This window comes from Serratia sp. H1w, from assembly GCF_000633355.1.
Classification (GTDB): domain Bacteria; phylum Pseudomonadota; class Gammaproteobacteria; order Enterobacterales; family Enterobacteriaceae; genus Chania.
Genome location: NZ_AYMQ01000080.1, coordinates 1 through 12,412, shown reverse-complemented (window position 1 = coordinate 12,412; position 12,412 = coordinate 1). Strand labels below are relative to the sequence as shown.

At 43.7% G+C, this 12,412-nt stretch carries 10 protein-coding genes; 7 read left to right on the top strand and 3 right to left on the bottom strand.

Features of this window, described 5'->3' with window-relative positions:
• Positions 1-93 precede the first annotated feature (93 nt).
• The 3 genes from argR (at position 94) to yhcN (U869_RS0118695) (ending at position 1,628) form a co-directional block, all read left to right on the top strand.
• The gene (gene argR, locus U869_RS0118705; protein WP_021179033.1) at positions 94-564 is read left to right on the top strand and encodes a transcriptional regulator ArgR; all 471 of its coding nucleotides are present in this window, start codon (positions 94-96) and stop codon (positions 562-564) included.
• A gap of 403 nt (positions 565-967) precedes the next feature.
• Positions 968-1,231: a peroxide/acid stress response protein YhcN gene (gene yhcN, locus U869_RS0118700; protein WP_025122915.1), complete on the top strand. Its 264-nt coding sequence runs from the start codon at positions 968-970 to the stop codon at positions 1,229-1,231.
• Between the two features lie 133 nt (positions 1,232-1,364).
• On the top strand, positions 1,365-1,628 hold the full coding sequence (gene yhcN / locus U869_RS0118695) for a peroxide/acid stress response protein YhcN (protein ID WP_021179031.1): 264 nt from the start codon (positions 1,365-1,367) through the stop codon (positions 1,626-1,628).
• A 222-nt stretch (positions 1,629-1,850) separates the two neighbouring features.
• On the opposite strand, the gene mpl is transcribed toward yhcN (U869_RS0118695), so the two are convergent.
• Positions 1,851-3,230: a UDP-N-acetylmuramate:L-alanyl-gamma-D-glutamyl-meso-diaminopimelate ligase gene (mpl, locus tag U869_RS0118690; protein ID WP_025122916.1), complete on the bottom strand. Its 1,380-nt coding sequence runs from the start codon at positions 3,228-3,230 to the stop codon at positions 1,851-1,853.
• A gap of 170 nt (positions 3,231-3,400) precedes the next feature.
• On the opposite strand from mpl, the gene fbp reads away from it, so the two are divergent.
• Complete coding sequence (gene fbp / locus U869_RS0118685) at positions 3,401-4,405, top strand: class 1 fructose-bisphosphatase (RefSeq protein WP_025122917.1); 1,005 nt, start codon at positions 3,401-3,403, stop codon at positions 4,403-4,405.
• Positions 4,406-4,444: 39 nt separating this feature from the next.
• Here fbp and U869_RS0118680 read toward each other — a convergent pair whose 3' ends face one another.
• Positions 4,445-5,998: a methyl-accepting chemotaxis protein gene (locus U869_RS0118680; RefSeq protein ID WP_025122918.1), complete on the bottom strand. Its 1,554-nt coding sequence runs from the start codon at positions 5,996-5,998 to the stop codon at positions 4,445-4,447.
• Positions 5,999-6,320: 322 nt separating this feature from the next.
• Between U869_RS0118680 and U869_RS0118675 the strand changes: the two genes are divergently transcribed.
• The 3 genes from U869_RS0118675 (at position 6,321) to U869_RS0118665 (ending at position 11,156) form a co-directional block, all read left to right on the top strand.
• Positions 6,321-7,454 carry a site-specific integrase gene (locus U869_RS0118675; RefSeq protein WP_025122919.1) on the top strand — a complete coding sequence of 378 codons (1,134 nt, stop codon included), beginning with the start codon at positions 6,321-6,323 and terminating at the stop codon, positions 7,452-7,454.
• A gap of 1,042 nt (positions 7,455-8,496) precedes the next feature.
• Entirely contained in the window at positions 8,497-9,984 is a 1,488-nt protein-coding gene (locus tag U869_RS0118670; RefSeq protein WP_025122920.1) for a DEAD/DEAH box helicase family protein, read from the top strand.
• Positions 9,985-10,703: 719 nt separating this feature from the next.
• The gene (locus tag U869_RS0118665; protein WP_025122921.1) at positions 10,704-11,156 is read left to right on the top strand and encodes a hypothetical protein; all 453 of its coding nucleotides are present in this window, start codon (positions 10,704-10,706) and stop codon (positions 11,154-11,156) included.
• A 477-nt stretch (positions 11,157-11,633) separates the two neighbouring features.
• Here U869_RS0118665 and U869_RS32410 read toward each other — a convergent pair whose 3' ends face one another.
• Positions 11,634-12,074 carry a hypothetical protein gene (locus U869_RS32410; RefSeq protein ID WP_198530705.1) on the bottom strand — a complete coding sequence of 147 codons (441 nt, stop codon included), beginning with the start codon at positions 12,072-12,074 and terminating at the stop codon, positions 11,634-11,636.
• Positions 12,075-12,412: the final 338 nt, after the last annotated feature.

The window sequence follows — 12,412 nt, the reverse complement described above, 5'->3', positions numbered from 1 at the left end:
GCATTTTTACTTTTCCAGCCAGCCTCCATATTGCATAAAAATGCATTTATATGCATAATAATCAACTCTATTACCAACATTCCACGGTGCAAAATGCGTAATCCCGCAAAGCAGGAAGATCTGATCAAGGCGTTTAAGGCGTTATTGAAAGAAGAAAAATTCAGTTCTCAAGGCGAGATCGTTTTGGCGCTGCAAGAAGAAGGCTTCGAGAACATTAACCAATCCAAGGTCTCTCGCATGCTGACCAAGTTCGGTGCAGTGCGCACGCGTAATGCCAAGATGGAGATGGTGTACTGCCTTCCGGCCGAACTCGGTGTCCCTACCACCACCAGCCCACTGAAGAATCTGGTGCTGGACGTGGATCATAACGACGCAGTGGTGGTGATCCATACCAGCCCTGGCGCTGCGCAGCTGATTGCCCGCCTGTTGGACTCACTGGGCAAATCCGAAGGGATCCTGGGCACCATTGCCGGTGACGACACTATTTTTGTCACCCCGGCCAGCTCCTTTACTGCGCGCCAACTGTTTGAAGCCATCCTTTCGTTGTTCGAACAGGAACTTTGATGCCTTCAGCACAGCCTGCGGCTTTCCGTCGCGGGCTGTTCATCCTTTATTAACCCTTCCGTTACTTCTTCCGCCGTGCCTACCACGTTTAAAACTGCCAATAAGCCGACCTACAGCACATATCAATGACATTTTTGTGTAGCTAGTGATAGTGACTGGAAGTTTCCGCACTTTTAGTCAAAAGCACTTAGCTCATTGAAATTACATAAATTTAACATCGAAAGTGCATTTTATCGCCGCTTTTTATTCCATTAGGTTATTAAAAGTCACACTCACCCCAATAAAGTTTCACTAGAAACTGTTAGCTAGCTATTAATTTTTGCCGTTACTAGATGTATACTCATTTTCGTGACGTAAATCACAGTTCATTGGAACTGATAAAAGAATACGAAGAGGATAAATCATGAAAATTAAAACTACCGTAGCAACCATTAGCCTGCTGTCCATGCTGTCTTTCGGTGCATTCGCAGCACAATCCATCGATGCAACTCAGGCTGAAAAACTGCAATCTGCCGGTACTATCACCGTCAGCGGCGTGGGTGCAGCACCTTCTGATATCCGTCAGGCGCTGTCTGCCAAAGCCGATGCCCAAGGCGCGACCGCTTACCGTGTCATCGAAGCTCGTAGCGAAGGTAACTACCACGCTACCGCAGAAATTTATAAATAAGTACAATATGTTAGGTGCTTAGCGCACAGCAACTCTCTGGTAAAAAACTAAACAGATAACTGCCTTCAAGTATAAAAAACGCGATCAAGCCCTTCCAGGCCGTTATCTCTGAACGATTAAGGATCCAAGTATCATGAACATGAAAACTACTCTCGTTGCACTTAGCCTGCTGTCTGCCGTTTCTTTCGGTGCTTCTGCAGCTAACCTGGTGACTGATGCCCAAGCAAGCAACCTGCAATCTGTCGGCACTATCACCGCTAGCGGCGTGGGTGGCGCACCTTCTGATATCCGTCAGGCGCTGTCTGATAAAGCGGACCAGCAAGGGGCCAAAGCCTACCGTGTGATTGAAGCCTATGAAAATGGCAACTGGCACGCAACGGCTGAAATCTACAAGTAATAAACCGAGGTCGCATTTACTGAACTGACTACCCTCGTCACTGCCACTGCCGAGTTCTCAGGTAAATGCTATTATCCTCGGAAATTGTCGTCGTCCTATCCGACGAACCCCATTGCCCTCGCTCGCGAGGGCTTTTTTATGGGCGCAAAAAAGGCCGCATCAGCGGCCGGATAACGTTTGTTGTAGAGGCGCAGCGTTCCGCGCCCATGCAGATAAACGTTGTTAGTAGGTTTCTTTCGGTTCGGCCTTGTTCGCCAACCCTGCCAGCAGTTTGTCATGAATGCCGCCAAACCCGCCGTTGCTCATCACCAGAATATGGTCGCCAGGCTGCGCGGTTTTGACGATCATCTCTACCAACGAATCCAGATCGGCACTCCAGTGTGCGGGCTGGACACAAGCTTCGGCCACTTCCGCTACCTGCCACGGGATATGGTGAGGCTGGTACAGGAACACTTCGTCGGCACGGCCCAGTGAAGGAGCCAGATCGTTTTTGCTGATCCCCATTTTCATGGTGTTTGAGCGTGGCTCCAGCACGGCCAGAATGCGCGCCGTGCCGCCCACTTTGCCACGCAGTGCCGCCAGGGTAGCCAAAATGGCGGTCGGATGATGGGCAAAATCGTCATAAACGGTGACACCATTGGCTTCGCCGCGCAATTCCAGACGACGACGCGCATTGATAAAGTCACCCAGCGCACGGCAGGCATCGGCTGGCTGGACACCAACATGGCGTGTGGCGGCGATCGCCATCAGGCCGTTATGCATGTTGTGTTCACCCACCAGCGACCAGTTAACCTCACCCACCTTCTCGCCGTTGAGGAACACTTCGTAATGGCTGGCATCCGTTGTCAGTTTGTGCGCACGCCATGCGCCCCCTTCCCCGACCCACTCCTGTTCGCTCCAGCAGCCCATCGCCATCACCTGTTTCAGATGAGTGTCGTTTTCCGGCAGGATAATCTTGCCTTGGCCTGGCACCAGACGCACCAGGTGATGGAACTGCTTCTGGATCGCTTTCAGATCGTCAAAGATATCGGCATGATCGAATTCCAGGTTGTTCATAATCAGCGTACGCGGGCAGTAATGCACGAACTTGGAACGTTTATCGAAGAAGGCACAGTCATACTCATCGGCTTCGATGACAAAGAACGGGCTGCCGCCGAGACGAGCCGATACATCAAAATTGCCCGGTACGCCGCCGATCACAAAACCCGGCTGGTAGCCGCAGGCTTCCAGGATCCAGGTTGCCATGCCGGCAGTGGTGGTTTTACCGTGCGTTCCCGCTACCGCCAGCACCCAGCGATCGCGCAGCACATAATCATGCAGCCACTGAGGGCCGGAAACGTAAGGAATACTCCGTTCCAGTACCGCTTCTACGCAAGGATTACCACGGCTCATGGCATTGCCGATAATCACCAGATCCGGAGCCGGATCCAACTGAGAAGGATCGTAACCCTGGATCAAATCGATCCCCTGTTTTTCCAGCAAGGTGCTCATCGGAGGATAGACGTTGGCATCTGAACCGGTCACCTCATGCCCCAGTGAACGAGCCAACATGGCCAGCCCACCCATAAAGGTGCCGCAGATCCCAAGAATATGTATGCGCATTAGGTTTCTCATTTTAGTGCATCGATTTACTGCCTATTCTAGCGCTCTGAATCGCTCAGAAGAAATGGATTTGCCTATGAATCGCAACTTGCTTTGGGCTACACTGCTGTCGAAAACGTTGGCGGTATGTTAACAAGCCGCTATCCATCCGTAGATTCAGGGATTGTGTCATGAAAACGTTAGGCGAATTTATCGTCGAGAAACAACACGACTTCTCTCACGCCACTGGTGAGCTGACCTCATTACTTTCTGCCATTAAACTGGGTGCCAAAATCATTCACCGTGATATCAACAAGGCAGGTTTGGTTGATATCCTGGGGACTAACGGCATTTCGAACGTTCAGGGCGAAGTTCAGATGAAACTGGACCTGTTCGCGAACGAGAAGCTGAAGGCAGCGTTGAAGGCGCGTGGTGAAGTTGCGGGCATCGCTTCGGAAGAAGAAGACGAGATCGTGATTTTCGACGGCGAGCGAGCTGAGAATGGCAAGTATGTAGTGCTGATGGATCCGTTGGACGGTTCGTCCAACATTGATGTGAACGTCTCGGTCGGGACGATCTTCTCTATCTATCGCCGCATCACCCCGATTGGCACGCCAGTCACCGAAGAAGATTTCCTGCAGCCTGGCCATGCCCAGGTCGCGGCCGGCTATGTGGTTTATGGCTCCTCTACCATGCTGGTGTACACCACCGGTTATGGCGTGCATGCCTTTACCTACGATCCATCTCTGGGGGTGTTCTGCCTCTCCCACGAGAAAGTTCGCTTCCCGGAAAAAGCCAATATGTATTCCATCAACGAAGGTAACTACATCAAGTTCCCGCTCGGGGTGAAGAAATACATCAAATACTGCCAAGAGCAGGATGAAGCGACGCAGCGCCCTTATACCTCACGCTATATCGGTTCACTGGTTGCCGACTTCCACCGTAACCTGCTCAAAGGCGGCATCTATATCTATCCAAGCACCGCCAGCCACCCTCAGGGTAAGCTGCGCCTGCTGTACGAATGCAACCCGATGGCATTCCTGGCCGAACAGGCCGGCGGTAAAGCCAGCGATGGTAAAAACCGTATTCTGGATATCGTGCCGCAACAGCTGCACCAGCGTGCGCCATTCTTCGTCGGTACTCAGTCGATGGTAGAAGACGCAGAGCGCTTTATTGCCGAATTCCCAGACGAATAAGCACGATAAATCAGGGGCGGTATCTACCGCCCCTTCGTATCACAGTTTGAATACCGCCATGCTTTGTGACAATGCCTGAGCCTGTTCTTCCAGGGAACGCGTTGCCGCTGCCGATTCTTCCACCAATGCCGCATTCTGCTGCGCCACCTGATCCATCTGCACTACCGCCAGGTTAACCTGCTCAATACCGCTACTTTGCTCGCGAGTTGCCGCCGAGATTTCACGCATCAGTGCCGTAACGCGCCCGACTTCCCCCGTAATGCCGTTCATGGTCTTCGCCGCAGTCGCCGCCATCTGTTCACCTTCCCGCACGCGGTGTTGTGAAACTTCGATCAGCCCTTTGATCTCTTTGGCCGATTGCGCACTGCGCTGGGCCAGGCTGCGCACCTCACCAGCGACCACCGCGAAGCCACGCCCTTGTTCACCGGCCCGTGCCGCCTCTACCGCCGCGTTGAGCGCCAGAATATTGGTCTGGAAGGAGATCCCGTCCATCACGCTGATAATGTCGGCGATGCGTCGGGAGCTGTCGGTAATGGCCTGCATCTTGCTCATCACCTGGCTGACCACGTCACTGCCCTGCTCGGCAATATCGGAGACGCTCAGTGCCAACTGGTTGGCCTGTTCGCAATTTTCGGCATTCATTTTCACCGTAGAGGTCAACTGCTCCATGCTGGCGGCGGTTTGTTCCAGGGAAGCGGCCGATTCCTCCGTGCGCTGCGCCAGATGAACGTTACCCGCAGCCAACTCGCGTGAGCCGGTGTCAATCTGGCTGCTGGCGTCACGGACTTTGCTGACCGACATCACCAGCGACTGCTGCATACGTTGCAGAGCACGCACCAGGCGCCCCATTTCAGTATCGCCCGCACCGGTAATTTCGTGGGTCAGATCCCCTGCGGCGATATGTTCCAATTGGACTATCGACTCATCCAACGGGCGCAGCAAGATCAATCGCAGCGCAAACCAGGCCAGCACCGCCAGTAACACGCTAAGCAGCCCGGCGGCGACGATCAGGATAATTTTGGTGCTGGCATTACTTTCGGCTTCATGAACATGCTGTTGGCCAATCTCCATCGCAAATGCCCGAAACTCGCTGAGATCGGCTTCAAAGGCAATGCTCAATTTAGAGATGTGGTTTTCCTGAATGGCATAATAGTCATCCAGTTTGCCCGCTTTTATCGCTGCGGCCATCGGCGCAATGCCCTGTTCCAGATAGGCGCGATAGCTGGCCTGCATACGCAAAGAGAATTGGCGCCCCCTTTCCGTCACGGTCCCCACATCGACAAAGCGCGCCATCTCCTTTTTCGACTGATCCAGATAGCCATAGATACGCCCTACCGAGGCATCAGCGACCGCAATCTGACCAATCTCACGTTGGCGTACCGCCAGCGAGGCGGCCGTTCTGGCCCGTAGCGCCAGGTTGGAGCTGTTGGCCAACGACCCAAGCTCTTCCCCAAGGATCTGGTTTAGAATCTGTAGCGAACGCGAGCCTTCATTAATCGCTTTTACCCCGATAGTGCTGACAACAATCAACAGCAACGTCATCAGGCTCAACAGGGCAATCAGCCCGGCCTTAACGGTGATCTTATTTAACATGCGTGTTTCCCGGCTTTAGAAAAAAAGTAGCTTCAGATGTAGAGGAGGCAAAAGGGTGGGTCAGCCAGGGCTGGACCGTTATTATTTGGGGAAGTTATCGGCAGGTGGGGAGGAAACTTCACTGCTTAGGGGATTATTCTGGAAATGTTGCTGTTATCGGCCAGGCTGCGGTTCAATGATGAAAAGGACGGGAAATCACAAAAGAGTCCGCTATAATAGAACAACCTCATCTCTAACTACTTGATTAGTAGTTAAAAGTACTCCCACAGTGGAAATGCACGCTTTCAGTACATTTCAGTTGTGACACCAAGGAGTACTTTCAATGGCATCTCTTATGCTGAGTCGACATGGCATCTGGTATTACCGAAAAGTAAATGTTCTTCCATCTGGTAAACGTAGAGAGATCCGGCGTTCATTGCGTACACGCTCGAAATCTGAAGCGAAAAAACGTATCGCCAAGTATCAAGAAAATCTTACACCGCTCATGATGGATACATCAAAGCAAGTGTTAACCCTGCTTGAATCATTACAAACACTGCAAGAGATGGGTTTAGAAGCCAAGGTGGCTCATAGTAAAGCTCCATCCCGCAAAACACCCAACATTGAGCAAGAACTTGATCAGTACTTAAAAATTAAGCAAAGCCAAGTTCGAGTACAAGAATTAGGAGCGATAGAAAGTAACATTCGGGGATATCTTGCTTTTACTAAAGATCCATTCAGTAAGCGGCAGGCAGCACTCTTCATCGATCAACTTACGTCAGCGATTCCAACGCGTAACAAATACGTATCTAAAATTGGTGGTTTTTTCCTCTGGATGAACAGACGAAGTGAGATTGAAATAAAAAATCCATTTCAAGGATTATCGATCAAAGATAATGTTCCAGTATCTGAAAAACGGGATGCCTACACCATAGACCAAGTGGCAAAGCTAAGGGATGTTTGTACTGCTGAAGCGGCTTGGAAACGCTGGGTAATATTGATCGGTAGTTATAGCGGCTTGCGGGCTAATGAAATTTGCCAACTATATCTTGATGATATTCAGCAGATAGACGGTTTATGGTGTTTTCGGATAGATAATACTCACACATCACAACAACTAAAAACACCCAGTAGCAGAAGATTCGTTCCAATTCACGACTCATTAATAAATGCGGGCTTTTGGAACTATTTTGAAAGTAAAAAAGGACAAGAATTGCTTTTCCCTGAAACCCGCAATAAAAAAAGGCATTCACAATACTTTATCAGTTGGTTTAGTCAGTTCAGAAAGGCGTTAGATGTGCCGGAATTCCATTCATTACGGCATTACGCCGCCACCACCTTTAAAAATGCCGGAATTCCTGAACAGTACGCAGGTGCACTACTCGGTCATTTATCCAACACAGGAATTACCTATTCACGATACGGTAAGCAAGTCAGTGATTTAGGAAAACTTAAGGAAATCATCAATCTGCTTTAAAAGCAGATTGAGCACAACTGAAATGTACTGAAAGCGTGCATTTCCACTGTGGGAGTACTTTTAACTACTAATCAAGTAGTTAGAGATGAGGTTGTTCTATTATAGCCAAAACGTCCTCAAAGTACTCCCATTTTTCGGGACATGAAGCTGCACCAGTACTGCATAGTACACACAAAATGTACCACATTTCGGTACAGAGCTGAAGTCACAGGTCAGTGGCTATGTTGCTGTGGGTTTGGCTGCTTGTTAGAGCTTACGAAAGTACTGAATAGTGGCTAACAGAGTGCGGGATTTGTTCGTGCCAATCTTGTAAAGCAGGCTGGTTAGTCACGATTGCTTGTGGGTATGAGACAAATCTATTGTAGGACGCTCACTATGAGGTTTAAGAATTTCAGAGTGAATACCATCAAACTTTCGAAAAACAACCGTATAATGGCTTACAGAGCGTTTTTAAAGATGTATCTTCTAACTTTGTCAGAGTAAATGTACAAAACTTAAAAAGTATCTACGATGTATCCTCAAAGAGAACTACTTTTCGTAATATATGCATTGCCTATTTTAGTACTTCCTTATGAGACTATTAATACTACTTAAAATGGAACAAGGAAATTTAGACTTTATATAGTGAAAATACTTTTTCATTTACGTTGACGGGAAAATTAGCTGTTTTCTATCGTATGCACGAAATCAGCAACCAGCAATGTTACGTATTTTTTAACGCCCCTGACTTCCAGGCTTGTTGAAAATAAATGAAACGAAAAAAACTTTTGTGTTATAATGTCGACATTCATTGGAGTGAGAATGTGTTGTCTTTATGCGATGACCAACCCCATTTTTTGTGTATAAATCAATGTTGATGAATTTAAAATGTATTAATTAACCCCAAGTATATACAACAGCACAAATTAATAAATTATAACAATGTTCTATGATATGTAGTAATTATAATAACCGTCACAATCCTATTAATCCTTATGGAGGACTATATATATGACAAAGTAAACTGACAGTAAGGGTTGATTGTCAGTGGGAGTATTTACAAATGAGTAGTAAATTAAAGTATCTGAGTAGTAAATGTGGCAGTGGCAAAGGCGTTTATGCTACATCAGAGATAAAAAATGAAATTGAAACTTTAGGTAATTTTCATTTAGTAGTGATGCCTACCAAACAGTTAATAAATCAATTCAAATCCGATTACAAAAAGTTCTGTGATAATGTAAAAGTAGTGGTTTCATCAGATGATGATTTTACTAAAAATCAAGCTCTACTACCACGTATAAAAAAGAGTCTATCTGAAAAAACTTCCCATATAGTAATGATTACAGAAAAAATGTTTTATCGAATAGATCCTTGTTTATTAAAGGACTGGAAAATCTGGATTGATGATTGTAACAAGTTTTGTAGTCTGATAGTTCGTGGTATAGGTAGTGATGACCAAGAAGAAATACTGAGTATCTATAACAAAATATTCATTACCTCAAGTGATTATGTGGAAATAAGTGGTGATGAAAATGATCCTGTAAATTTCAAATATAAGTCAGTTACTATCAATAATGAAATAAATTTATCAGATGATACCAAAGGGTTTTACAAGGTTTATCGTGAGATGAGGTTCTATCATCAGGCAGTGCTTTTAGGTGATTCATTGACTGGTAAAGTAAAACAGTTAGTTATTGCAGGGTGGTATGATCTAACCAAATATGTTAATGCAGGTATTGATATTACTTACATGAGTAATGACTTTGAAAAGTCACTTTTATATAAGCGTTGGAATCACATATTTGAAAAGATTGACTTTAAACTTGATAAACAAGAAGAGTTTAATGCTAATGATTCACGTATTGATGTAAAGTACTTTTTTGATACAACCAAATATGATCGTGGTTTATCTAAAAAAATGCTTGTGGATGAATTGGATAGCAACGTTAAAGTTGTAATGAAATTTCTGGAAAACGAGTTAAAAGATATAGATTTCTTTTGGACTTCAAATGATCGCAGTTTATTCACATTACGTGGTACTAAGATCACCCCCAATCAACGCGGTATGAATAATTTAAAAGATAAGAAAGTATGTGTCTTTATAGCAGCAATGAATGCTCATCCTAATAGTGAAGCATATTTATCTGATTTATTTGACTTTACACTTGAGGATATGGTGCAAGAATATGAAACCGAAACGCTATACCAATTTGTATATCGCTCTAAAATTCGTGATTATAGTAGTGCGGAACGTGTCACAGTATATGTATATGATTCAGATCAAGCATATTCTATACCTTCAGGAACAGTTGAAAAGATTGAGTTAGGTTTAAAGAGTACTAAATCAATTGGAGGTCGCCCTTCAGGAATTAACGCCCCAAAAGAACTTAAAAACAGATTTGGCAATTGGAAAACCAAGAACAATAACAAAGCTGACAGTATGATAAAGTACCACAAATGGGAAGGGAAACAACGTAAAAACAAAGAGTACAAAGACGTAGACTTTAACCAATTCAAAAATCAAATTTCAGTTGAGCCAATTAGAAAATAAAAGTAAGTAGCTATGTACATGGTTGCATCTCTGCTTCTAATCGCACTGGTATTCATAAAAACTAATATAACCTTCTATATAATAGAGGGATTTCTTAGCTATTTTAAAATGAAAGCAATAAAACAAAGGAAAACACTAAATTTAGCTCGCTTTAGCGAGTTGAATTTAGTGTTTTCCGTATGTTTTTTGCGAAATAACTTAATATGGCGGGTTGCCTTGGCAACTCGACATGATGAGTTGTTTTCAAAGCTTACATAATGTTTTAAACGTCGATTTGCTAAGGCAAATCACCGGCAATTTTGTTTTAGTACATACTTGCCCTGCGGCCAGAGCATGTACTAAAACAAAGATCGCATTTCAAGTCATTTAAAATTATTTCAAGTATTGAATCTACTGGGGAGTACTTACTGAAAGTACTGGCACAGTACTGACTCAATCCACTGGGATAGTACTTGTTGAAAGTACTGGCACAGTACTGACTAAATCCACTGGGATAGTACTTGTTGAAAGTACTGGCACAGTACTGACTAAATCCACTGGGAGTACTTATTGAAAGTACTGACATAGAGGCTAACCAATAAAATGTAAAAGTGAAAACTATCCAGTATTACATTAAATTTTTTCTAAGATGATTGATAGATAAATAAAAATGTAAATTGAAGGATAAATATAAAAATCTTCAATTGTTAAAAATAAAGTTTATAAAATGGGGTAAAAATATGAAGTATTATTTAGCTAACAAAATCGAATCGTCTTATTATACTGTTCTAATAAATACTAACTTACTGTATAACAGTTTGCAGAAAAGTGATGATGTTGATAGGTTGATATCTGAACTAAGTGATGAACCCAGGTCAGAGTGGATTGTTAAAGGTGAGCCTTTGAATATATTCTATATTCCACTAATTAAAATAAATGGAAATGAAGAAATAAAGGTTATTGATGGTAGGCATAGAATATGTTGGATGAAATTAAAAGGAATGACTGAAATACCAATGGCTATATCAGAGGATAACATGAACTGCTTAATAGCTAAAGGAATTAATTATACAGCGATTATTAACTTTGAGATGCCATGTAATGTAATCCCAAAGCCACTACAGCAAGATATTCCGAATGGGTATGAGTTAGTAAAAAAACTCGTAAGCCGAGCAAAGGTAATAAAAAATTGAGTACTTACGCTTTTAAAATGTAGATTATTACTTCATGAATAAATTGCTTCTAAGGTAACTGGCCTTTAGGTTGCTAAAATTTAATAAACCAGCCCTGAAATATTTTAAATGAAAAGTTAAAGGGATTACCTATGCATTTTAAAGTTGAAGCACTTAGAGCCTATCTCAATAGGTAATAGAATACTGCTTCCAACTGGTGTCTGGTTGTAACCAGAACGCCGGATTATATGGCTCTGAGCATCAAAATTTACTTTTCTGAGTGCTGTTTTTATCGCCTATTGAGATAGACTCTTAATATACAATGTGTAATTAAAACGTCATGATTAAAATTCGAGATTCCTTTTTCGCAAAGATACTTCAATGATTTTTGTAATTCATTGAGTTAATTTCTATTGAAAATGAATTAAGAAGCCATGTGGATTTAATAAATTTTACGTGTCGTTAAGCCATGTGGTTTGTTCCTGACAAGCGTTCCATTTAATCATTTTTTATTGGATAACTAATGCAGGTAAACTCATCGTTGAATGCAAGCATTTGATTTCCTTTTAATTCAACAAAAGGAAATGAACTGAAAGAAATATTATATACACTCATGTGAAAACGAATTTTCTCATCATTAAGTTTGAGTCTTTGTGCGTGGGCGGGAAATGTTCCTTGCCCCTTCAAGGTAATGAGGAATGCGATGGGGAAAAAATGAAGTAGTGAACACTCACATATATGCCCTTCATTAAAGAATGCTAAACCTTGAGCACTGATATGAGTAGTGTGAGGGTAGAACCAGTAGTATATATCATGAGTATCTTCGAATGTTACAGTTTTCCCTGAAACATAGTCTCGTAATGGTGAAAAGAAAGGACTGTCTGGAATTGGGCTAAGGCATGCTTTTATTGAAGATGCTGATAATATGTGACCGATCATACCTCTTGTAAACTTTTTTGAATCAAAAGGGACTTCAATATAAGGATATATTTTATTGGCTAAAGTGAAATAGTCTTTTACTTTTGATGTTATCGATTTTGTTACCGCACATATCTCTTTATCAAATTGACTGAGGAGCGTACTATTACAGTCACGGCATATGGTTTTAAAAGTACTAGCTCTAAATGTCGGTAACCCTTTGATATTATCAAAAATGTCAGGGTGTGATTCACTTATAGTCCGTTGCTCTCTTTTTGTTATTGTTACCGAACCTTTCGGTGGGACGTGATCTTTAGTTAATTTTCCATATTGTTTGCAAATGGGTCAAGTATTCAATG

Coding starts and splice junctions, on each gene's coding strand:
- U869_RS0118680 (WP_025122918.1), bottom strand. CDS start 5,998: ATGTTAAATAAGATCACCGTTAAGGCCGGGCTGATTGCCCTGTTGAGC.
- fbp (WP_025122917.1), top strand. CDS start 3,401: ATGAAAACGTTAGGCGAATTTATCGTCGAGAAACAACACGACTTCTCT.
- U869_RS0118670 (WP_025122920.1), top strand. CDS start 8,497: ATGAGTAGTAAATTAAAGTATCTGAGTAGTAAATGTGGCAGTGGCAAA.
- yhcN (WP_021179031.1), top strand. CDS start 1,365: ATGAACATGAAAACTACTCTCGTTGCACTTAGCCTGCTGTCTGCCGTT.
- argR (WP_021179033.1), top strand. CDS start 94: ATGCGTAATCCCGCAAAGCAGGAAGATCTGATCAAGGCGTTTAAGGCG.
- U869_RS0118675 (WP_025122919.1), top strand. CDS start 6,321: ATGGCATCTCTTATGCTGAGTCGACATGGCATCTGGTATTACCGAAAA.
- U869_RS0118665 (WP_025122921.1), top strand. CDS start 10,704: ATGAAGTATTATTTAGCTAACAAAATCGAATCGTCTTATTATACTGTT.
- mpl (WP_025122916.1), bottom strand. CDS start 3,230: ATGCGCATACATATTCTTGGGATCTGCGGCACCTTTATGGGTGGGCTG.
- yhcN (WP_025122915.1), top strand. CDS start 968: ATGAAAATTAAAACTACCGTAGCAACCATTAGCCTGCTGTCCATGCTG.
- U869_RS32410 (WP_198530705.1), bottom strand. CDS start 12,074: ATGATCGGTCACATATTATCAGCATCTTCAATAAAAGCATGCCTTAGC.